Raw genomic sequence first — 21409 nt, 5'->3', positions numbered from 1 at the left:
GCCCGTAACTGGCTTCCTGGGGAGGGGGCAATTGGTGAAATTTGTCTATGACCCGCGCTATCCCAGGTGGCTGCTCGGAGTCTATGTGGCGTGGTGGCTGGCCTGGGCCATTCGGCCGTGGGTGTTCACAGACTGGGTCTTGGAGCACGTGCTGACGGTGCTTTGGGTTGGCTTTCTCATTCTTACCTTCCGGCGGTTTCCCCTGAGTAACATCTCCTACACTCTCATCTTCATCCACCTCTGTTTGCACACCATTGGTGCGCACTACACCTACGCGCTGGTCCCTTACGATGCCTGGTTTCAAAGCCTGTTCGGAACCGGGCTGAACGATCTGCTCGGCTTTGAGCGCAACCACTACGACCGGCTGGTGCACTTCTCGTTCGGGCTGCTGCTCGCCTATCCCATCCGCGAAGTCTTCCTGCGCATCGCCGGCGCGAAAGGCTTCTGGGGATACTACTTGCCGGTGGACCTGACGATGTCATTCAGCATGCTTTACGAGCTGGTTGAGTGGGGCGCCGCCAGACTCTTCGGCGGTGAGCTCGGCCAAGCCTACTTGGGCACGCAGGGGGACGTCTGGGATGCACACAAAGATATGGCGATGGCGACGCTGGGGGCGGTGACTTCGATGAGCGTGGTAGCGTTAATCAACTGGAAATTCAACCGTCGCTTTGGAGAGGAGTGGCGGGAAAGCCTGGCTATCAAGGGAAAACCGCTCGGGGAAGTCAAGTTGCGGGAGATGATCGAGGAGCGCGACCGGGAAAAGTAAAGGCGCGAGGCTGCCTGCGAGCGTCAACGGACACTGTTTCGGTATCCTACCGGCTTCCCCCATCGCACGTGGCTACCCATCCTCATCCTGGAACTCGTCGGCATATCCGTGCTTTTGTGCCCACTCCAGCTTTTCCCTCTCTTTCCAGCACTCCCCGCAGAAATACATGCCTTCGATGTTCGGATCCGGCCGCAAATCCTCTGTCGCTCCGCACTTCATGCAACTGCCCTTCTCGTCACCCATCGCTTCCCTTCGCCCCTCGTTTGACGCTTCTCCCGGTCGGATGTTATGAAGCCCCCATGCCATCCCCCGAGCCTCCCGAATACCTTCTTCGGACCGAATGTGCTGTTCTCCAAGCGATGTGCACCGGCACCCGCCAGCGCACCGTCTGGGACGATGGTATGCTCATTCTGGCCTCTTATCCCTTCCGGAACGTCATTCACCAGATTGTCTTCGACACGCTCCGCGAAATCAATACCGATAGGCCTGACATCATCCGGAAGCAATTGCCTGTTCGCCTCATTCGCAAGGGCTTCCCGGCTGTTGATGTTTCGATTTTCTTGGCTCCTCATAACCTCCCGGCCAAAGCAGCCGTGGAACTGATGCGCGCCCTCCGCGTCTCTGCTGCCGGTGAAGAACGCCCTGATTCAACCCTCCGGTGAGGGAATCTTCTGGCGTTGTTGATTCCATGGAAATCTTTCGAGCGAATACAACCGGAGAAGCGTTCGAGTAGTCTATTCTCAAAGGGCCCTCAGCAAAGCTCTTGCCGACATGCAGGGCATGGCTGAGGATCACCCCCGGGCGTCCCGCGAGCAGGCTGACTGCCACGAGACCATTTTCCGTGCCTTCTTCGAACGTCCCTCGTTTGCTGGTATGTTCTGGTGGAAGTGGCCTTCCCATGGCCGTAGCGGCGGGCTGACGGACGCTTCCTATACGCCGGTGGGGAAACCGGCCGAAGCGATCTTGCGCAAATGGTATTCCTCCCATGCTCGGAACTAACCTTACGGTTCCTCTGACAAAGGCCCGCCATTCGAAGCTCCTGGTGGCCGCTGAGCTGCTGATCATTTACGTTGCCCTTCTCCTCTATATCTGGAAATTTCAGTTCCGCTATCCCTTCTCCGCGGCTTACATCCTTGTGTTTATCCTCCTGACCATTCTCGTTCATCACGACTCTGGTGCTACCCTGGGCACCACTCACCTCATGTTTTGGCCGGCCATCCGGGCTATTCTCTTGCCCACTCTTCTCCTCCTTGGCGCTCAGGTCGTTGTCGGCGCGCTGCTCGGCACGCTCCACCTTCCATCACTTGACTCGGCCGGACTTCACCGCCTGGGACGTTACTTTGCTTGGTGCCTCTTTCAGCAGTTCGGCCTCCAATCCTTTTTTAACAACCGGCTGATTTTCCTGGTGGTAAACCGCCGTCTCTCTTCCTTCCTTATCGCAATCCTCTTTGCATCCTTTCATTGGCCAAATCCGGTTCTGCTGCCTTTGACCTTCGTCGGCGGCTATTTCATGGCTGACGTCTTCGCCCGCCATCGCAACATCATTCCTCTTGCCGCGGCGCAAGCTCTTCTCGGCTCAGCCGTGCCGTCTTGCTTTTCGCGCGCTTTGCATCATAATCTACGTGTAGGTCCGGGCTATTACTGGCCCTTGTAAGGCAGGCGACACTCGAGCGGGGTTCCTTCACTCGACATACGCTCCACGTCGCTGCCACACTCTAATCGTCTCGGGAGGCCAGCGATGCGCAAGATATTTTTGGCATCCTCCCTCGCTTTACTCCTTTTCCTGACCGCCTCTCCCGCCAGCGGTCAAGGTTCGGGGCGGGGCTTCAGTGGGATAACGGGCTCCGGCGGTCGCCCCGGCGGCCAGGCGCTTGGCAGCCAGAGTCGTGGTCACCTCTCCGCTCCTCGCGCTTTTTCTCGCCATCAGGGATTTTCAGGCGTTCCAGCTCCCGGTGCCCATTCCACCCGCCAGTTCGCAGCGCGGCCTGCTCCCTCGCGCTCCTTTGCCGGCGCCCCTTCTGGGATCTTTGCCGCGCATCCTGGCGGAACCATTCTGCCCTCCCAGACGCAAGTGACCGGATTCAGTGGCATCACCACCTTTGTCCCGCCCGGGTTGGGCTTTGACTCTTTCCATTCCGCTGTCGTTAATCGCGACTTTCCTTTTACACGCTTCCCCCATCAGAACTTTTTTGCTTTCCATTTTAATGCCTTCTTCTCCCCCTGCCGCCACTGCTTCTTCGGTGGTCCTCTCGTTTCACAGGGCTTCTTCTTCCATCACCGGCGCCATTCCTTTTTCCCGTTCGTCCCATTCTTCCCCACCTGCATCGTCTTCTTCACCCCGGGCTTTATCAACGGCTCGCCCTTTCTTTTCGACAATGGCCTTATCCTTGACGATTCGCCTCCTGGCAGGCTGGCTGCGACCGAATTTGTGGCCTCAAATTTTGCTCCAGGGTCGCAAGCCGGTTACAATCCCGCACCTCGACCTTCTCCTCCTCTTTTCTTGCTCGTCTTCAAGGATCATTCCATCTACGGTCTCACCGACTACCGCATCCAGAACGGTCGTATCTACTACGTTACTTCCTACGGCGCCCTCAACTCCGTCCCGCTTGACCTCGTGGATCTCGATACCACGGTGCAGATGAACCGCGACCGCGGCTTCGATTTCTCGATCGAACCCCGGCCTGATAACAAACCTTAGCCACCCTGAAATCTCGTGTGTGAAATCACAAGGCAGCACCCCTGAGGGCAACCATCGCTTTGCAATCGATACCGTGTCCCCAGCAGAATTCCATCCGCAATCCTGTCCGGGTTATCCGCTGGCGGACGCTTTTCGACTTTCGCGTTTCCCTTTTCGAGCTTCGAATGTATGATCTCGCGGTTCCATCCTTCTCCAGTCTCCCCCAGCGGATAGTGGAGATGACCACAGCCACCGAACCGCGTGCAGCCGTCTCCATGAGGAGCCAACCATGAAAAAATGGGTCTTGATTGCAGTCGCCGTTTCGGTGGGTCTCATTGCCGTTGTTGCCCTTATTGGTGCCCTTCTCCCCAAGAACCACCTCGCTTCTCGCACCGTGCGCTTTAACCAATCGCCAGAGACGCTTTGGGAGTTCTTGACAAACCACCCCGCCGAGCCGTCCTGGCGCTCCGACTTGGCCCGTGTGGAACAACTCCCTGATGTGAACGGCCATGCCTTGTGGCGCGAGGTCTTCAAAAATGGAGAGGTTATGACACTGGAGACCGTCGAGGCCATCCCGCCCCACCGGTTGGTAAGGCGGATCGCCGATAAGAGCCTCCCGTTCGGCGGCAGTTGGACTATTGAGCGCGAAAAATTCGATCCTGGCAGCAGGGTTACGGTGATGGAGAACGGCGAGGTTTATAATCCGATCTTTCGCTTTGTGTCTCGTTTCATCATCGGCCATACGGCGACGATTGATCGGTACCTTGCGATGGTCGGGAAGAAGTTTGGCGAAGAGCCGAAGCCCGAGAAATAGACCTTGGAGCGGGAGACGGGAATCGAACCCGCGACATCGAGCTTGGGAAGCTCGCGTTCTACCGCTGAACTACTCCCGCTCTGCGTCTGAGCATAAGCGAAAATCATTCTGGAAAGCAACCCTGTACCCCGCCAGCGTTAGCGCAGGCGGCCCCTGGAATCCTGGCCCGACAGCGCTGCCGCAAGCCTATTCCACTTCCCCTGGCTTCGGAGAATTAGCTCGACCACTTCGCGCAAGGCTCCCTGCCCGCCTGCCAGACGAGTTACGTAGGCGGCCGCCCGTCTTACCTCTGGAACCGCGTTGGGCACCGCCATGGGCAAACCCACAATCTTCATCGGCCCCAAATCGCCCAGATCGTCCCCCACATAGGCCACCTCTTTTGGCGTCACCCCGCTCGTCCGCAAAATCTCGCCGAGCGCCTTCGTCTTGTCTTCTACACCCTGGCTCACAAAATCCATCTTCAACTCGCGTGCCCGCCGTTCCATAGCCTCCGAGCGCCGGCCGGTAATCACCCCGGTTCGGATGCCAGCTCGTCGGATCAGCTTCAGACCGGCTCCGTCCAGCGAGTGAAAGACCTTTGCCTCCGCCACCCTCCCCTCGCTAAGAGGCACAAGGTAAATGCGGCCGTCAGTCAGCACGCCGTCCGCATCCATCAGCAGCAGCTTGATTTCTTTCGCCCGTCGTGCGATTTTAGCTTTGGACTTTGGCATTGCCTGCTTTCTTCTCAGGCCACGGCCTTAACCGTGCCGTTCTCGGGCACAGGGAAGAGAGGCCTTCCGCCACTGGGGTCATTCCCTCACTGCCCTCGCTCCCAGCCACGCACGGTTCGGCCCAACTCCACCAGCTTCCCCAGCAGACCTCGCAACTGGCCAAGAGGCAATGCACTGGTCCCGTCGGAGAGGGCGGCAGCCGGGGCGTCGTGCACCTCCAAAAAAAGCCCGTCCACGCCGGCGGCCACGCCCGCTCGCGCCAGGGGCTCAATAAACTCCGGCTGGCCACCGCTCCTCTCGACTTCGCCCCCGGGAAGTTGTAGCGAGTGCGTCACATCGAATACAACCGGATAGCCAAACTGTCGCAGAATCGGAAACGCTCGCACATCCACCACAAGATTTTGGTAACCGAAACTTGTGCCGCGTTCCGTCAAAATAATCTTGTCATTCCCCGTGCTGCTCACTTTTTCAGCCGCCAATTTCATTTCCCAGGGGGAAACAAACTGGCCCTTCTTGATATTCACCACCGCGCCGCTCTTTCCTGCCGCCAGCAGAAGATCCGTCTGTCGGCACAGGAAGGCGGGTATCTGAATGACGTCACAAACTTCAGCCGCCGGACCAACTTGGCAAACTTCGTGCACGTCGGCAAGCACCGGCAGACCAAAAGATTGCTTGATCCCCTTGAGAATTCTTAACCCTTCTTTCAGGCCGGGACCCCGGTAGGAACGAATGGAAGAACGATTCGCCTTGTCATACGATGCTTTGAAAATCAAAGGCATGCCCGCTTCGGCAGATATCTCCGCCACGTTCTCGGCAACCATGCGCGCGTGGGCTTCCGATTCGATCACGCAAGGCCCCGCAATCAAGAAAAGAGGCTGCCCGCCTCCTATCCTGACGTTCCTCACCCGGATTTCCCGGACCTCCGTCATTCTCCATTCCTCAGCTAGGATCTTGCTGGGTCGGGACGCTGGGTGAACGCTGTCGTTCTCTGCGGTCGATGAAAGGACATCTTCGATCCAGCGGCGAGAGATTTGCCCTTGCCGAATTCCCGCGCTGCCCCCACAAAAGCCTTGAAGAGCGGATGCGGGTCAAAGGGCTTGGACTTGAACTCGGGATGGAATTGACATCCGAGAAACCAGGGCGAGTCTTCCAGCTCGACAATCTCGACGTACGTCCCGTCCGCCGTCGCGCCGGTAATTTTCAGCCCCTGCCCTACCAGCGTATCTTCGTACTCCCGGTTGAATTCGTAGCGGTGACGGTGCCGTTCCGAAATTTCCAATGTCCCATATGCCCGGTGGGCAAACGAGCCGTGCTCTATTTTGCATGGCCACGCGCCCAATCGCATGGTGCCACCCAGATCGTCAATGCCTCTCAATTCGCGCAACTTGTAGATCACCCGATGCGGCGTTGACGGGTCAAATTCAGAACTATCCGCGCCTTTGAGCCCGCATACGTGGCGCGCGTATTCGATCACCGCACACTGCATTCCCAGGCAAATTCCGAAAAAGGGCACCTTCTGCTCGCGGGCGTACTGAATGGCGTTGATCATGCCGGCGATGCCGCGCTTGCCGAAGCCCCCGGGCACCAGAATGCCATCAAGGTCTTCCAGTTGTCGCTCCCAATTCCCTTCCTCGACGCCCTCGGCTTCAATCCAGGCGATATCGGTCGCCAGGTGATGGGCCACGCCACCGTGGATGAGCGCCTCCGTCAGGCTCTTGTAAGCGTCTTTTAGTTCAACGTACTTGCCAACCACGCCGATCGTCACCCGACCTGAGGGATTGCCAATGTTGCGCGCAAGTTCTTCCCAAGCCCTCAGGTCACGCGGGCCCGCTTCCATGCGCAGCAGCTTCAAGAGCTGCTCATCCACGCCTTCCTCGGCCAGGACCAGCGGTACCTCATAGATCGATCCAACGTCCTTTGCCGTAATCACACCCTCTTCATCCAAGTTGCAAAACAGCGCGATCTTTGACTTGACCTCCCGCGGCATAGACCGATCCGTTCGACAGAGCAGGATATCCGGTTGGATGCCGATGGCGCGCAGTTCCTTGACGCTATGTTGCGTGGGCTTGGTTTTCAGCTCCCCGGCAGTGCGAATATGCGGCACGAGCGTGACGTGCACGAAAGCCGTATTCTCTCTTCCCAGCTCGTGGCGCATCTGCCGGATGGCTTCAAGGAAGGGTTGTGATTCGATGTCTCCCACCGTGCCTCCAATCTCAGCAATCACCACGTCCACGTCTTGCGACACTTTCTTGATCGCCGCCTTGATTTCGTTGGTCACGTGGGGAATCACCTGCACCGTGTTGCCCAGATAGTCTCCGCGCCGTTCCTTGGCGATGATCGCTTCGTAAATCCGGCCAGTCGTCCAATTGTGTTCCCGCGTCAACCGAGCGTGGGTGAAGCGCTCGTAGTGGCCGAGGTCGAGGTCCGTCTCGGCACCGTCATCGGTGACATAGACTTCGCCGTGCTGATACGGGCTCATCGTCCCCGGATCAACATTCAGATACGGATCGAACTTCTGAAGCGTAACGCGCAACCCTCGGCTCTCCAGCAGCGCGCCGAGTGACGACGCTGCCAGACCCTTTCCCAAGGAGGAAACCACCCCGCCCGTTATGAAAATGTACTTCACACTCATGCTCTTTTTCGACCTCCCCTCACACCGAGTTCGAAATCCACCGCCCACCCCTCCTCACTCAACCCCCCTTCAACTGCTCTTCCACTCGCGCCAAATCTTCCGGCGAATCTACGCTGATCGCGTCCCAATCGGTCTCGACCGCTAGGATGCGGTATCCGTTCTCCAGAATACGCAGTTGCTCAAGACCTTCCTCCTCTTCCAGTCTGCCGCGGGGAAGCTGGGGATATTGCAACAGAAAAGCGCGGCGATACACGTACAGCCCAATATGCTTGAAGAAGATTCCGCTCCCTGAGTGCGAATACGGAATGGCCGACCGGGAGAAATAGATAGCCCCACCGCTTATATCCGTCACCACTTTTACCACGCCCGGAGCTTGAACTTCGTCCATATTTCGCATCCGCGTCACGAGCGTGCTGACCTCAAACTCCTTTCCTTGCAAAAGCCGCTCGATCGCCAGGTCAATGGCTTCCGGCTTGATCAGCGGTTCGTCGCCTTGAATGTTGACGACTAGGTCGCAGGAGCGGGTCGCCGCCACCTCCGCCACTCGTTCGCTCCCCGATCGGTGCGTGGCCTTCGTCATCACCGCCCTTCCACCAAAGGATTCTACCTCCTGCGCGATCCTCAGATCGTCCGTGGCCACAAGCAACTGGTTGGGCAGGCGGGCCCGGGCCACCCTCTCATGGACCCGCTGAATCATGCTCTTGCCGCAGATGGAAGCCAGTGGTTTCCCCGGAAAGCGGGAGGAATCGTAGCGGGCCGGAATCACGGCCAGGACGGTCAGCGGACTCACGCTTGCATCCTGACAGGCATTTTATCCGGGAATAGATGCTACCACACCCGAGTTCGTTGTGCTACAATCGGCTGGCAGCGGAAATCTGAGGGCCACGGACAGGCAACTGGCCGCTATTTTGCCACTCGGACCGCCGAGCTGCCACCCGCTATGAAAGCTCGAACGGTCTTTGTGCTCGCTGGCCTCTCCTTCTTTCTTCTCGTTTGTCTCCTCACGCCGCCTTTCCTTTTGGCTGATGATCCTCCCGCGGCAGCCGTCCAGGCCATGCCCGGCCCTCTTTCGGAAAGGTCGTCTTCACGTTCTGGCCGCACTATCCGCGTGGACGTGGACTTGGTGCTCGTCAATGTGACTGTCACTGACCCTTTCAACCGCTTGGTGACCGGCTTGGAAAAAGAAAATTTCAAGGTTCTTGAAGACCAGGGGGAGCAGGACATTCTCCATTTTAGCAGCGAAGACGTGCCCATATCTCTGGGCGTTATCTTCGATGTAAGTGGCAGCATGTCCAATAAGCTCGATAAATCTCGCATGGCCGCTTTGCAATTTCTCAAGACCGCCAATCCCGCCGACGAGTTCTTTCTCGTCACCTTTTCCGATCGAGCTGTTCAGCAAACCTCTTTCACCAGCAGCGTGGAAGAAGTGCAAAGCAGGCTCATGTTTACTCGAGCAAAGGGCCGAACCGCCTTGCTCGACGGCATCTACCTGGGTCTCAACCAGATGCGCAGCGCGCACAACGCCCGCCGCGCTCTCCTCATCATATCGGATGGGGGAGATAACCACAGCCGCTACAATGAGAACGACATCAAGCGGTTTGTAAAGGAATCGGACGTGCAGCTCTACAGCATTGGCATCTTCAATCCCATCGGGACCCGACCAACCTCGGAAGAAGTCACCGGCCCGATGCTTCTCAGCAGCCTGACGGAGACGACGGGCGGAAGAAGCTTTGCTGTGCAGAACATTGATGATCTCCCGGACGTGGCCACCAAGATCAGTATTGAACTCCGTAACCAATACGTCATCGGCTATCGCCCACACAATCGCGCCAGGGATGGACGATGGCGTAAGATTCGGGTTAAACTACTTCCACCCCCTGGGCTGCCTCCCCTGAACGTCTACGCGAAGACAGGTTACTATGCACCGACAGAATAGCCTTCTTGGGCAGCGCCCTTGGAAATCCAAAAGGTCCGTGGCTCGGGGCATTTTCATATCCCTCCTCGTCGCCGCCTGCTTCCTTATGGTCGCCGGCGCCCCCGCACAGTCGCAAACCAGCAGGCCCTTGCAGCAAGCTCTCCCCCGCAGCAGCGGCGACTCGGACTACAAAATCGCCGTCCAGGTCGACCTGGTTGTTCTTCACGCCACCGTCACCGATCACAAGGGCCATCTCGTTTCCAACCTTGACCAGAACAATTTCAAGGTCTTTGAGGACAACATCGAGCAAAAGCTTAGCGTCTTCAGGCACGAAGATATCCCAGTGACCATGGGGCTCGTCATCGACAACAGTGGCAGCATGCGCGAGAAGCGCGATCGCGTGACCGCTGCTGCCCTGACCTTCGTGAAGACCAGCAACCCGCAGGACGAAGTCTTTGTGGTCAACTTCAATGACGACTACTACCTCGACCTGGATAAGGACTTCACAAGCGACCTTGGTGAGCTGAAGGATGCACTCGAGAAAATTGACTCCCGTGGCTCCACCGCTTTTTTCGATGCCGCCATCGGCTCCCTCGAACACGTCCGGAAAGGTCATCGCGACAAAAAGGTTCTGCTGGCCATCACCGACGGCGCCGATAACGCCAGCCGGTACAGTTTGGAAAAAACCCTTCAGTTCGCCCAGCAATCCGATGCTGTCATCTACGCTATCGGCCTCTTCGGAGAGGAAACTTCCCGCCAGCGCAACCGCGCTCGCAAGGCCTTGCTTCAGTTGACCCAGGCCACCGGCGGCCTTGCCTACTTCCCTGACTCGGTGGAACAGGTGGAGTCCATCTGCCGCCAGGTGGCTCACGATATCCGCAATCAGTACACTCTCGCCTATTATCCTTCGAACGCCAAAAAGGACGGGAGTTTTCGGACCGTCAACGTGGTGACCGTCTCGCCGAAGGGAGTGGGCAAGTTGTTTGTCCGCACCCGCACCGGCTACTTTGCCCAGCGCGGCCAATCCGCCGGCGGTATGTAGCCGGCCCTCGCTCAATGCCTTGAAATTTCACTCAAGAAACTTCTGCCGGTGGGCATCTGCAGGCCAAAATTGGCTGCGATCGTCTGCGCGATATCCGCTAAGCTGTTTCGTGTCCCCAGATTGATGCCGCGTTTTGCCCGGCGACCGTAGGCGAGCACGGGAGCATACTCCCGCGTGTGGTCGGTGCCGGGAAATCCCGGGTCGCACCCGTGATCCGCAGTTAGCAACAGAAGGTCGCCATCCTCGAGTATGCCTATGACCAGCCCCAGCCCATCGTCACACTCTTCCAGCGCTCGGGCGTACCCTTCAATGTCGTTTCGGTGGCCGTAAAGCATATCGAAGTCCACCAGGTTCGTGAATATCAATCCCCCCGGCTGGTTTTCGATAGCCTCCATCGTCTTTTCGAGACCGTCCGCGTTGCCTTTCATCTTCGCGTAACCGGTGAGGCCGTGGCCGCAGAAGATGTCATGTATTTTCCCGACGCCAAAGGTGCTTATCCCTTTTTCGACCAGCCGGTCCAGCACCGTCGGTTCCGGCGGATCGATGGCGTAGTCCTTGCGCCGCTCGGTGCGCGTGAAGTTGCCCGGCCTCCCCAAAAAAGGCCGGGCAATCACTCGGCCAACCCGGTGCGGGCCGTCGAGCTGCTCGCGGGCGATTTCGCACATGTGATAAAGCTCCTCCACCGGAATGACTTCCTCGTGGGCGGCGATTTGAAACACGCTGTCCGCCGAGGTGTAGACAATCGGCCGCCCCGTTTTCATGTGTTCCCCGCCCCATTCTTTGATGATTTCCGTCCCGGAGGCCGGATGATTCCCCAGCACCTTGCGGCCGATCGCCTTCTCGAATCTCTCGATCACTTCTGGAGGGAAGCCTCGTTTGTAGATGGGAAAGGGTTTCTTCAGAATGATCCCGGCCATCTCCCAGTGTCCGGTGGTCGTGTCTTTTCCGGGAGAAAGAAGCGCCGCCCGCCCGTAGCAGCCTTCCGGCTCCGCAGGCGCCTCGAGGTGGGGCACCGGGCGAATGTTGGCAATTCCCAACCGCACCAGGTTGGGTATTTGGAGCGGCCTCGAGGCCGCTACATGGCCCAGCGTGTCGCTTCCCTCGTCGCCCCATTCCGCCGCATCCGGCATCGCGCCGATGCCGACGCTGTCCAGCACGATTAGGATCACTCGCTTGAAGGCCACCGAAGCTGCCCCTTCGCGCTATGGCATTCCCTTTCAATTTACCACAAGCGCCCGTCATTCCACCCGGCCCTCTTTGACTTGGATGGAGCCTGACCTTATAATCGTATGTTTTCGCATAGTGCCCTTGACCGCACTGAGGAGCGGCATCCTCGTGCAGCCCAAACTTTGTGGCTCCTGTGCCGGAACGACGCCCCACCACCGAATCGATTGTCGTCAAGGGCGCCCGTGTCCATAACCTGAAAAACATCGACTTCGAAATCCCCCACGATGCCATCACTGTTGTGACCGGCGTCTCTGGTTCCGGCAAGTCCAGCCTCGCCTTTGACACCATTTATGCCGAAGGTCAACGGCGATACATCGAATCCCTCTCGGCCTACGCCCGCCAGTTCCTCGAGCGCATGGAGAAGCCAGACGTCGATGAAATTACCGGCATCGCCCCGGCGGTGGCCATCAAACAAAAGAATACCTCGCGAAATCCCCGCTCGACCGTTGCCACCGCGACGGAAATCTATGACTATCTCCGCCTGCTCTACGCCCGCATCGGAAAGACCTTTTGCCTGAAATGCGGTACAGAGGTCCGCAAGGACACCGTCGAGGAAATAGCTGATGTGGTCTTGGCTTTGCCCGAAGGCACCCGCTTTTCTCTCCTATTCGGCGTGCTCTTGCCCGACAGGAAGGCTGCCGGTCATTCCTCCACCGGACGGCAAGGCCCGCCGGGACTTCGCCCTGCACCCTCCGCCCTGGGTCCCCGGCGAAAAACGGGGACGCCGGTTGAATCAGAAACTCTGGCCGAGGTCCTGGATCGGCTTCGCCACCGCGGCTTCAACCGGCTATTCCAGAACGGCCAACTCTTCGAGTTTTCTACCCCGGAATCTCTCCTCGACCTCGACTTCAGTAAGCCTCTGTTCGTTCTTGTGGACAGGCTTGCCGTCTCGCCCGATGTACGGGCCCGCCTGATCGACTCGATTGAAATCTGCTATAAGGAGGGCCGCGGCGAAGCGATTCTCGAGTTGGTGCCCCGCCCTGAGCAACCAGACAGTCCGCGACGCCTCGTTTTCAATGACCGCTTCGAGTGCAAGTGTTGCCGAACGCCGTATCAGGAGCCCGAGCCACAGCTTTTCTCCTTCAACAGCCCTTATGGAGCCTGTCCCCGCTGCCAGGGCTTCGGGAACACGATTGACTTTGATTTGGACCTTGTCATTCCCGACAAGAGCAAATCGCTGGCTGAAGGCGCGGTCGATCCCTGGAACAAGCCTCGTTACCGTTCCATGTTCACGGAAATGAAGCGCTCTGCCCGCCAGCGAGGCGTTCCCCTCGATCTCCCTTTCTCCCGTCTCTCAGCAAAGGACCAACGATGGGTCATCGAAGGCGATGACATTTTTCCCGGAATCAAGGGCTTTTTTGGCTTCCTCGAACGCAAGAAATACAAGCTTCACGTCCGCGTCTTCTTGAGCCGATATCGCGGCTACGCCACCTGCCCGGAATGTCACGGTACCCGTCTCCGCGCAGAAGCCCGGGCTGTCAAGATAACGGGAAAGACCGTCACCGAAATCTGTCAGCTCTCGGTCGAAGAGGCGCGCGCCTTTTTTGATCAACTGGAGCTGACGCCCGCCCAGGCCACAATCGCAGACAAAGTCCTGGTGGAAATTCGCCAGCGCCTCCGTTTCCTGGATGACGTCGGCGTGGAATACCTGACGCTGGATCGTTTGGCTTCCTCGCTATCGGGCGGCGAGGCCCAGCGCATCCAGCTCGCCACATCGCTTGGTTCCAACCTTGTCGGCGCTCTCTACGTTTTCGACGAGCCCTCCATCGGCCTTCATCCACGCGATACCGGCCGCCTCATTGAAATCCTCCGCCGCCTCCGGGATCTCGGCAACACCATCCTCGTGGTGGAACACGATCCGGACATCATTCGCGCCGCCGACCACATCCTCGACCTCGGCCCGGGCGCCGGCGAACTGGGCGGAGAACTGGTGGCCCATGGCTCCTTCCAGGAAATCGTCGCCGACCAGCGCTCTCTCACCGGCCGCTACCTGGCTGGCGACTTGCGCATACCCGTCCCCTCCGTCCGCCGCCGCCCCAACGGTAATTTCCTCCGCATCTTTGGCGCTCGCAGCCACAACCTCAAAACCATCGACATTAGCATCCCCCTCAACCTCATGGTGACCATTACCGGTGTCTCCGGCTCGGGCAAGTCCACCCTCGTGCACGATGTCCTTTACCGCGCCATGCAAGCCAAGAAACTCACCGGCATCGCCCCCATAGACTGCGATCGTTTGGAAGGCCACTTGCTCGTTCAAGAAGTCGTTCTGGTGGACCAATCGCCTATTGGGCGATCACCCCGCTCGAATCCCGTGACCTATTTGAAGGCGTTCGATTCCATTCGCGAGGTTTTCGCCGCCACTCCCGATGCCAAAAAGCGCGGTTACTCCGCCGGCCATTTTTCCTTCAACATCCCGGGCGGTCGGTGCCAAACCTGTCAGGGTGACGGGACCGTGACGGTTGAGATGCAGTTTCTGGCTGATGTCGAACTCGTCTGCGAAGAGTGCCGCGGCGCCCGTTTCAAATCGGGCATTCTCGATGTCCACTACCGCGGCAAAAACATCCACGACGTCCTTCAGCTCACTGTCAAAGAAGCTCTCGCCTTCTTTTCGATTGTCCCGAAAGTCGTCCACCGCCTTCGCATCCTCAATGAGGTCGGCCTCGGCTATTTGCGCCTGGGCCAGTCAGCCACCACCTTGTCCGGCGGTGAGGCGCAGCGTTTGAAGCTCGCCGCTCATCTAACCCATGAGACGAGCGAGAAGGTTCTCTACTTGTTCGATGAGCCGACCACCGGCTTGCATTTCGATGACATCCAGAAATTGCTCGCTGCATTTCGCCGGCTGGTCGAAGCGGGCGGTTCGGTCTTGATTATCGAACACAACCTTGAGGTCATCAAGGCTTCCGATTGGGTCATTGACCTTGGACCGGAAGGCGGCGAGCGAGGCGGATATCTTGTGGCCTGCGGAACTCCTGAGCAAATCATCAAGAACAACCGTTCCCACACCGCAAAGTATCTGGCGCGCGCCCTCAATAACCAGCACGTATCCCTGGCAACGAACCATAAATGAAAGCAGCGACTTGCTAGGCCCTTCCACCCAGTCCGGGGAGGGCGCACAAATGAGGAGTGGCGCCGGGAGGTTGAAATCTTTCTCCACGCTCTGTTGGTCATGGCCGATGGGAAGGCACCAGGAATGCTGAATCGTTCAGCTCTTTTGGCGGCGTTCGCAGGGTTTCTGCTCGCCTGCGTCTGTCCGATGCACAGCCTAACCCTGTCCCCTACCGTGCTGCACCGGGTGCAGCAGCCAACGCCCGCTACCCCACTACAGACAGGACAGGCCACGCCCGTTGCGCATCCACTGCTCGAGCGAGCCCAAGCCGCTATGGAAAGCAAGGATTTTGCCCGCGCTGTCGAATGGCTGGAGCAATTCCTGGCGACCCATCCGGATCATGTTCCTGCCCGGTTCAATTTGGCCTACTCTTATGCGGAGCTGAAGCGCTATGCCGATGCCCGCAAGAACTATGGGGAAGTCTTGAAGAGGGATCCAGGCCTTCATCAGGCCAATTTGAATCTGGGTCTGATCCTGCTCGCGCAGCAGGATTTCTCCTCGGCTGTGGCCCCATTCGAGAAAGTCGTGGCCAGCAATCCTGCTGAAGCCCGTGGTCGCTATCTGCTCGCCTTTGCCTTGGAAAAATCGGGTAAGCTGGCGGAAGCTGCGGAACACTATCGTGCCGGATCACGGGAGGATCCGAAGAACCTTGACTTCCATCTTTCCTTGGGTCGGGTGGCCTACGAGCTGAAAGATTTTAATAAGGCCGAATCGGAATTTCGGGCAGCGCAGGCTTTGCGGGAGGATTCGGCCGAGGCCAGACTTGGCCTGGGCGAAACCTTGCTCGCGCAAAATCAGCTCGCTGCTGCCGCCATCGAATTCGATCGTTACTTATCCCTTAAACCGGAAGATGGCGATGCCCGGCTGCGTTTGGCGGGCCTGTACCTTGACCTCATTCAGCCAGAGAAGGCTTTGGAGACACTCCCTGCGGCTTCAGCCGACCAGCAAGCCAGCCCGACGTGGAAGGAAACAGCGGCCCGATCTTACGCTATGCTCAAGCGCTGGCCTGAGGCCGTTCGCCTTTATCAAGATCTTGCTCTCGCCCGTCCCAACGACGCAGCCACCTTTGCCGCCCTGGGGGAAGCTCTCCTGAAAGCCCGGCAGTTTCAGGCCGCGGCCGGCGTGCTTGAGCGCACCCTGCGTATGGAGCCTTCTCCGCAGGTCGGCAGCGAAGCGCGTCGAAATCTTGTGTCTGCCCACTATTTGGCAGCCGACTACCCGGCCGCGCTCGCAGCACTGGATTCTCTAGCCGCTCTCGAACCTCTTCCCGCGATCCTGTTCTTTGTTCGTGCGAGCTGTTACGATCATCTGCGGCAAACCAAAGCAGCCATAGATAGCTACCGAAAGTTCTTGGCGCTGGCTGACGGGAATCACCCGGACCAGGAATTCCAAGCTCGACATCGCTTGATCGCTCTGGAAAGAGAACTCAGGCGCAGGTAATACCGCGTGTTCCTTTGTCGCCCAACAGCCTTGCCTGTCTTTCTCCTGTTGATCTGGCCCGCGCTCGCCACTGACCAGCAATTGGCTGAGCTTCAACGCAGATTTGGCCTTCAGAGGGATCCTGTGCGACGAGCGCAATTCTTCAGCAAGAAACTGGGACCGGCGCTAATTTCGGCAGTCGCTGACCTTTATCGCTCCGGCCCGCTGGACGCCGCCAATGCCCGAGTACAATCCTACGTGGAACAGGTCGCCCATCTCTCCGACGAATTGAACCGCGCTGTTCGGGACCCGGAGCGCCACGTCGGCGGCTTCAAGCAGTTGGAACTTCACCTCCGCAACGCCCTTCTGAGATTGCGGGATGTGAGCGCAAGCCTGCCATTTAGCGACAGGGATCAATTGAAGAAACAAATAGACCGTTTGGAACGCATACATTCTGACCTGTTCGCGAAACTTTTTCCCCGAACTCCCCGGACAGAAAAAGAAAGGCCCCGTTGAGAGAAAGACGAACGTGAAAAAAGTCGTAGTACTGCTGGTTCTGCTTGGCCTGGGGACGGCCACCGGTGGCGGCCAGGTTCCACGGAAGGAGGACCTGACCGACGAGGAGCAAGACCTCATCCGCGCCACCGGCCTCGACCCTGTCGCCCGCATTAAGCTCTTTCTCAAATTCGCTGCTGACCGGTTGCAGAAGTTCCAGGCCGCCGCCGCTTCCTCGGAAACAAGAGATCGCTCAGCTACTCTAAACGACTTGCTGAGTGCCTATTCATCCTGCGTGGATGAAACGACCGATACCTTTGATTTGAATCTCGGCCGCCGGATTGACCTGAGAAAGGCGATTCAGGTGGCTCGCCAGCAATTGCCCGGCTTCTTGGCACAGCTCGAGGAGTTCAAACAGAGGGGGACCCCGGACGCGGAACTCGTGCGCGATACCCTCGAGGATTCTATCATCGCTACTCAGGAGGCGATTGCCCAGGTGGACACAGCCGCCAAAGAGCAGCCAGCTCCTAAAAAACCTAAGGGAGGGGATAATAAGAATTGAGCCGCTGCTCTCTCCCCTTCCCTGCCGGCCCTGCCATCTTTCGTCGGACTTTTCGCAAGCTGCGCCTCCGCCGACCCATACCGGCATTTGAGGTCGAGTTCTTTCCCTATTCCGATCTCACCCACACCATTCGTCTCCGACGGGGATTGGCTTTCGTCCGGCTTGCCACCTTGATGCAAGACGCGCCGCGGCCTGTCCTGGAATCCCTGGCAGCCATGCTTCTCGACCGGCTCTACCGCCGCAGCGTGCCAAAAGCGGTTTCCACGCCCTACTTGAGCTTTGTTCGTTCGCTTCTTCTTCAACGCAAGTTAGTTCATCACAAGCGCCGATTCGCCTCCAAGGTCTGCCAGCCGGTTGGAACATTTTATGATTTACGGCAGCTCTTCTCCCGGTTGAATCGCATCTACTTCGAAGGTCGCTTCAGGAGGCCGCGCCTTGGCTGGACGGGCCGGCAGGCTTGCACTCGGCTCGGCCGCTACGATCCCATTCCCCAAGCAATCACCCTCAGTTCTTTCCTCGACCGACGACCGGTTCCCCGATATGTCGTCGAGTTCGTGCTGTTTCATGAAATGCTTCATATGACGCACCCGGGCCAGCATAATCTTTGTCGCTCGTATTTCCATACCCGAGAATTTCGTAAGGAGGAAAGGCGCTTTCGCCGCTACGCTGAGGCGCGAGCCTATCTTGGACGTATGTGCTAAAGTGCCCTCCCTCTTGGTTGGAAACTTCCGCAGGGCGGGGACAGCTTTCAGGCTGCAACCCAATGGAAATCCGTAGGAAAGCATGGTCGGCTCAAGCTTTCCGCCTGCATGATCGCTGGTCTGCGCTTTACTCGGGTGCCTTCGCGGGTGCCTTTTTTGCCTGCTCGTGTCCCAGTTCGGCAATCCGCTTTTTCGCCCATCTCGCCTCCTTGCCCGTGGGGAGAATTTCGAGGTATTTCCGATAGGCGCGCAAGGCATCTACCGGCCGGAGGGCTTTTTCATACGATTGGCCGAGCCGAAAATAGGCCAGCGCATAGTTCGGCTTGAAATAGACCGCCTCCTCGAAACGGCTGATCGCGGCGTCATAGTTCTTCCGCCTCATATAGAACTCGCCAACTTCCACCGCCTTGGCTGCTCGCAAGGGATCAAAAGGCGCGTCTTCTTGCTGCGCCTGCGCAAACACATTCCCGCCGAGGCACGTCCAGAAAACCACCATGGCCAGCACGCGCCTGCAAGTCACCCCTGCTTCCTTTCTGGCGAACGCTTCGATGGTTTGCTATAGTGAAAAGTTGGCTGCGAATGAAGCTCTGCCGCCATGGAGTTGCCCGAAAAAGCCGAAACCCTCCCTCTCCAGCCCGGAGTTTATCTGTTTCGGGATGCCCTTGGCAAAGTCCTCTACGTTGGCAAAGCAAAAATCCTCCGCCATCGGGTCAGGTCCTATTTCCTCGGATCGCGCGTCCCCGATGCTAAGACCGGCTCTCTTTGCAGGGAGATCGCCGACCTGGAATATGTCGTAGTGGACAATGAACGAGAGGCACTTGCCCTCGAGCACAACCTCATCAAACAGCACAAGCCGAAATTCAACGTCCTTTTGCGCGACGACAAAACCTATCCGTATATTAAGCTGACGGTTCAAGAAAAATATCCTCGCGTTTACGTAACACGCCGGATCAAGAAGGATGGCGCGCAATATTTTGGACCGTACTTTCCCGGCCGCCTGGCCCATCGCATTGTCCATCTCATCCACCGCCACTTCCAGATTCCTTCATGCACCGTGGACCTCACTCGCTTTCACCCCCGGCCCTGCCTCCAGTACTACATCAAGCGTTGCCAGGGGCCCTGCGTCCAGGGCCTCACCGCTGACCAGCGCTACGCCGAAACCGTGACGGATTTGCGTGCCTTTCTGGAAGGACGTCTCAGCGAACTCATCTCCGCCCTCGAAGCCAGGATGCTCCAGGCCTCCAACGCCGAGCGCTTTGAGCAGGCCGCTGCCTATCGCGATCTGGTTTCTACCGTTCGCCAGGTGGCAGAGCGACAAAAGATGGCCCGCGCCGATGGCGACGATACCGACATTCTTGGGTATTTCCAAGAGCGTTCGCTGGCTGCCGTCAATCTGTTTCACCTCCGCGGCGGGCGGGTGGTCGACCGGCAGGAATTTTTCTGGGAGGATATGGATGAATTCGATCCTGCCGAATTCTTTTCCGGCTTGCTGAAGCAGATCTATCTCGATGCCGCTTACGTACCTCGCTTCATTCACATCCCGGTGGAATTTGAAGACCTGGATCTGCTGGAAACGATTTTGACCGCGCGCTCCGGTCATCGAGTCGGGATCGTGACCCCGCAGCGCGGCCCCAAGCGGGCGCTGCTTCAGCTCGTCGCCAAGAATGCTCAATACTCCTTTGATCACCGTTTTCGCGTCTTGAAGCCCGCCGCCAGGGTAATCTTGGAAGCGCTGCAGACGGCCCTGATGCTTCCCCGGCCCCCGCGCCGCATCGAAAGCTTCGACATTTCCCACATCCACGGCGTCGAAACGGTCGCATCGATGGTGGTCTGGGAAAACGGCAAGATGAAGAAGTCGGACTATCGAAAGTTCATCATTCGCCAAAGAGCGGGAAATGATGATTTCGCCAGCATGCACGAAGCGGTATTTCGCCGCTATCGCCGTTTACAGTCGGAGAACAAGCCTTTCCCTGACATGATTCTCCTCGACGGTGGCCTCGGCCAGCTCCACGCTGCCAGCAAAGCCCTGGAAGACCTCCAGGTCATCAACCAGCCATTGGCCAGCATCGCCAAAAAAGAAGAAACCCTTTACGTTCTCGGCCAGGAAAGCGAGCCCATTCATTTGGAGCGCCATTCTCCGGTACTCCATCTCTTCCAGATGATCCGGGACGAAACCCACCGCTTTGCCGTAACTTTCCATCGGCAGCGCCGTTCCCGCCGCGAGCTTCGGTCGAAGTTGGTCGAAATCCCCGGCATCGGCGAGCAGACCGCCCTCAAGCTGCTCCGCGCCTTCGGTAGCCTCGACGGAATCCGGCGAGCATCACCCGCCGATCTTTCGCGCTTCCTCAATCGCCGCCAGGCCGAAAAAGTCCGCGACTACTTGTCTCCGCTAATCCCTCCCGCTCGCTTGAGCGACAGCCCGAACGAAAGTCAATGACCCGCTCTCTTGCCTCTGCTTGCTCTCACTGGCCAGCGGTGTTAGCATGAAGTTGCCAGCCCAGGGAGGTGTTGTCATGAGCGAAAATGCAGGCGCCAGGTTCAGCTACTTCCTCGTCGGACTTGGCATCGGCGCGATGATCGGCATCCTTTTTGCCCCACGTACCGGGAAAGAAACCCGCGAATTCCTCGCCGAGCGCACGGAAGAAGGCAGGGATGCTCTGCTGCGCAAGAGCCGCGACGTGCGGGAGCAGGCCGAAGAGTATGTCGAGCGCGCCAAGGACGTGGTTCGCAAGCAGAAGGATCAGATTTCCTCCGCCATCGAGGCCGGCAAGCAGGCCTACCGCGAGGAAAAATCCAAGGCTTCTTGATCTTGCTCCTGAGGACGTGACATGGATACGCTGCTCGGAGTCTTCATCGCGGTAACCGCGCTCGCCGTCATTCTCCAAATGTTGATCCTCGCGGGAATGTACCGCCACCTCCAGGCCCTCAGCCGGGAGTTTCGCAAGCTCTCCGCCGATTTCGACGAAAAGGTCACCCCGGTGCTGAGTGGCATCCGCGCCGTGGTCAGCGATTCCCAGCGAGGTATTTCCAGCATCCTCGCCAATGCTGCTGACATCAGTCAGCGCGCTCGCGACCAGGTCATCCGCTTTGACTCGGTGATGGCCGACGCAGCCGATCGGCTCCGCTTGCAGATCATCCGCGTGGACCAGATGTTGTCGGTCGCTCTCGGCCGCATTGAGGAAACCGGCACCACTGTGCGCCAAAATGTGCTCGCCCCGATTCGAGAGGCCTCGGCGCTCATCCATGGCGTCAAGACCGGTCTGGACTTCATCCTTTCGCGTCGCAAATCCTCCCCGGTCGAGCGGGCGCAACAACATCAGGACGAAGAACTCTTTATTTGACC

The 21409-nt window shown here is 58.3% G+C and carries 24 protein-coding genes and 1 tRNA gene; 15 read left to right on the top strand and 10 right to left on the bottom strand.

Features of this window, described 5'->3' with window-relative positions:
• The first annotated feature begins 34 nt into the window (after positions 1-34).
• On the top strand, positions 35-766 hold the full coding sequence (locus VIH17_04760; protein ID HEY4682544.1) for a DUF2238 domain-containing protein: 732 nt from the start codon (positions 35-37) through the stop codon (positions 764-766).
• 72 nt (positions 767-838) lie between these two features.
• Here VIH17_04760 and VIH17_04755 read toward each other — a convergent pair whose 3' ends face one another.
• Positions 839-1072 (bottom strand): hypothetical protein, encoded by a 234-nt coding sequence (locus VIH17_04755; GenBank protein HEY4682543.1) that lies wholly within the window; start codon positions 1070-1072, stop codon positions 839-841.
• On the opposite strand from VIH17_04755, the gene VIH17_04750 reads away from it, so the two are divergent.
• From VIH17_04750 to VIH17_04740, 3 genes are all read left to right on the top strand, one after another.
• Positions 1066-1428 carry a hypothetical protein gene (locus VIH17_04750; protein HEY4682542.1) on the top strand — a complete coding sequence of 121 codons (363 nt, stop codon included), beginning with the start codon at positions 1066-1068 and terminating at the stop codon, positions 1426-1428. The genes VIH17_04755 and VIH17_04750 overlap by 7 nt on opposite strands.
• A 118-nt stretch (positions 1429-1546) precedes the next feature.
• Positions 1547-1765 carry a hypothetical protein gene (locus tag VIH17_04745; GenBank protein HEY4682541.1) on the top strand — a complete coding sequence of 73 codons (219 nt, stop codon included), beginning with the start codon at positions 1547-1549 and terminating at the stop codon, positions 1763-1765.
• Between the two features lie 43 nt (positions 1766-1808).
• Complete coding sequence (locus VIH17_04740; GenBank protein ID HEY4682540.1) at positions 1809-2420, top strand: CPBP family glutamic-type intramembrane protease; 612 nt, start codon at positions 1809-1811, stop codon at positions 2418-2420.
• A 117-nt stretch (positions 2421-2537) separates the two neighbouring features.
• On the opposite strand, the gene VIH17_04735 is transcribed toward VIH17_04740, so the two are convergent.
• Positions 2538-2660 carry a hypothetical protein gene (locus VIH17_04735; GenBank protein ID HEY4682539.1) on the bottom strand — a complete coding sequence of 41 codons (123 nt, stop codon included), beginning with the start codon at positions 2658-2660 and terminating at the stop codon, positions 2538-2540.
• A 177-nt stretch (positions 2661-2837) separates the two neighbouring features.
• On the opposite strand from VIH17_04735, the gene VIH17_04730 reads away from it, so the two are divergent.
• Positions 2838-3464, top strand: a complete 627-nt coding sequence (locus tag VIH17_04730) for a hypothetical protein (protein HEY4682538.1) — start codon at positions 2838-2840, stop codon at positions 3462-3464.
• A 268-nt stretch (positions 3465-3732) separates the two neighbouring features.
• Positions 3733-4257 (top strand): SRPBCC family protein, encoded by a 525-nt coding sequence (locus tag VIH17_04725; GenBank protein ID HEY4682537.1) that lies wholly within the window; start codon positions 3733-3735, stop codon positions 4255-4257.
• 4 nt (positions 4258-4261) lie between these two features.
• Here VIH17_04725 and VIH17_04720 read toward each other — a convergent pair.
• The 5 genes from VIH17_04720 to kdsB form a co-directional block, all read right to left on the bottom strand.
• Positions 4262-4336 (bottom strand) — tRNA-Gly (locus tag VIH17_04720).
• 58 nt (positions 4337-4394) lie between these two features.
• Positions 4395-4967: an HAD family hydrolase gene (locus VIH17_04715; protein HEY4682536.1), complete on the bottom strand. Its 573-nt coding sequence runs from the start codon at positions 4965-4967 to the stop codon at positions 4395-4397.
• An 86-nt stretch (positions 4968-5053) separates the two neighbouring features.
• Entirely contained in the window at positions 5054-5896 is an 843-nt protein-coding gene (gene kdsA / locus VIH17_04710; protein HEY4682535.1) for a 3-deoxy-8-phosphooctulonate synthase, read from the bottom strand.
• A gap of 14 nt (positions 5897-5910) precedes the next feature.
• A complete protein-coding gene (locus VIH17_04705) occupies positions 5911-7593 on the bottom strand; it encodes a CTP synthase (protein HEY4682534.1) in 1683 nt (560 codons plus the stop codon).
• 64 nt (positions 7594-7657) lie between these two features.
• Positions 7658-8389 carry a 3-deoxy-manno-octulosonate cytidylyltransferase gene (gene kdsB / locus VIH17_04700; protein HEY4682533.1) on the bottom strand — a complete coding sequence of 244 codons (732 nt, stop codon included), beginning with the start codon at positions 8387-8389 and terminating at the stop codon, positions 7658-7660.
• A 150-nt stretch (positions 8390-8539) separates the two neighbouring features.
• On the opposite strand from kdsB, the gene VIH17_04695 reads away from it, so the two are divergent.
• Both VIH17_04695 and VIH17_04690 read left to right on the top strand, forming a co-directional pair.
• Entirely contained in the window at positions 8540-9535 is a 996-nt protein-coding gene (locus VIH17_04695) for a VWA domain-containing protein (protein HEY4682532.1), read from the top strand.
• Between the two features lie 37 nt (positions 9536-9572).
• The gene (locus tag VIH17_04690) at positions 9573-10556 is read left to right on the top strand and encodes a VWA domain-containing protein (GenBank protein ID HEY4682531.1); all 984 of its coding nucleotides are present in this window, start codon (positions 9573-9575) and stop codon (positions 10554-10556) included.
• 11 nt (positions 10557-10567) lie between these two features.
• On the opposite strand, the gene VIH17_04685 is transcribed toward VIH17_04690, so the two are convergent.
• On the bottom strand, positions 10568-11740 hold the full coding sequence (locus VIH17_04685) for a phosphopentomutase (GenBank protein HEY4682530.1): 1173 nt from the start codon (positions 11738-11740) through the stop codon (positions 10568-10570).
• A 176-nt stretch (positions 11741-11916) separates the two neighbouring features.
• On the opposite strand from VIH17_04685, the gene uvrA reads away from it, so the two are divergent.
• Both uvrA and VIH17_04675 read left to right on the top strand, forming a co-directional pair.
• Positions 11917-14850 carry an excinuclease ABC subunit UvrA gene (gene uvrA, locus VIH17_04680; protein HEY4682529.1) on the top strand — a complete coding sequence of 978 codons (2934 nt, stop codon included), beginning with the start codon at positions 11917-11919 and terminating at the stop codon, positions 14848-14850.
• Between the two features lie 123 nt (positions 14851-14973).
• Positions 14974-16329, top strand: coding sequence for a tetratricopeptide repeat protein (locus VIH17_04675; protein HEY4682528.1), 1356 nt, complete (start codon positions 14974-14976; stop codon positions 16327-16329).
• 165 nt (positions 16330-16494) lie between these two features.
• Here the strand turns inward: VIH17_04675 and VIH17_04670 are convergent, their stop codons facing one another.
• On the bottom strand, positions 16495-16659 hold the full coding sequence (locus VIH17_04670; GenBank protein HEY4682527.1) for a hypothetical protein: 165 nt from the start codon (positions 16657-16659) through the stop codon (positions 16495-16497).
• 178 nt (positions 16660-16837) lie between these two features.
• Between VIH17_04670 and VIH17_04665 the strand changes: the two genes are divergently transcribed.
• Positions 16838-17365 (top strand): hypothetical protein, encoded by a 528-nt coding sequence (locus tag VIH17_04665; GenBank protein ID HEY4682526.1) that lies wholly within the window; start codon positions 16838-16840, stop codon positions 17363-17365.
• Positions 17362-18066, top strand: a complete 705-nt coding sequence (locus VIH17_04660) for a SprT-like domain-containing protein (GenBank protein ID HEY4682525.1) — start codon at positions 17362-17364, stop codon at positions 18064-18066. Before VIH17_04665 ends, VIH17_04660 begins: the two co-directional genes overlap by 4 nt.
• Before the next feature lie 127 nt (positions 18067-18193).
• Here VIH17_04660 and VIH17_04655 read toward each other — a convergent pair whose 3' ends face one another.
• Positions 18194-18586, bottom strand: a complete 393-nt coding sequence (locus VIH17_04655) for a tetratricopeptide repeat protein (GenBank protein HEY4682524.1) — start codon at positions 18584-18586, stop codon at positions 18194-18196.
• A gap of 75 nt (positions 18587-18661) precedes the next feature.
• Between VIH17_04655 and uvrC the strand changes: the two genes are divergently transcribed.
• The 3 genes from uvrC to VIH17_04640 all read left to right on the top strand — a co-directional run bounded on the left by uvrC (position 18662) and on the right by VIH17_04640 (position 21407).
• Positions 18662-20503 (top strand): excinuclease ABC subunit UvrC, encoded by a 1842-nt coding sequence (gene uvrC, locus VIH17_04650; GenBank protein HEY4682523.1) that lies wholly within the window; start codon positions 18662-18664, stop codon positions 20501-20503.
• A 76-nt stretch (positions 20504-20579) separates the two neighbouring features.
• On the top strand, positions 20580-20873 hold the full coding sequence (locus tag VIH17_04645) for a YtxH domain-containing protein (GenBank protein ID HEY4682522.1): 294 nt from the start codon (positions 20580-20582) through the stop codon (positions 20871-20873).
• A 21-nt stretch (positions 20874-20894) separates the two neighbouring features.
• The gene (locus VIH17_04640) at positions 20895-21407 is read left to right on the top strand and encodes a hypothetical protein (protein HEY4682521.1); all 513 of its coding nucleotides are present in this window, start codon (positions 20895-20897) and stop codon (positions 21405-21407) included.
• Positions 21408-21409: the final 2 nt, after the last annotated feature.

Source organism: Candidatus Acidiferrales bacterium, assembly GCA_036514995.1.
GTDB lineage: Bacteria > Acidobacteriota > Terriglobia > Acidiferrales > DATBWB01 > DATBWB01.
The sequence above is the reverse complement of the archived record's forward strand: the minus strand, read 5'-3'. Positions and strand labels throughout refer to the sequence as shown.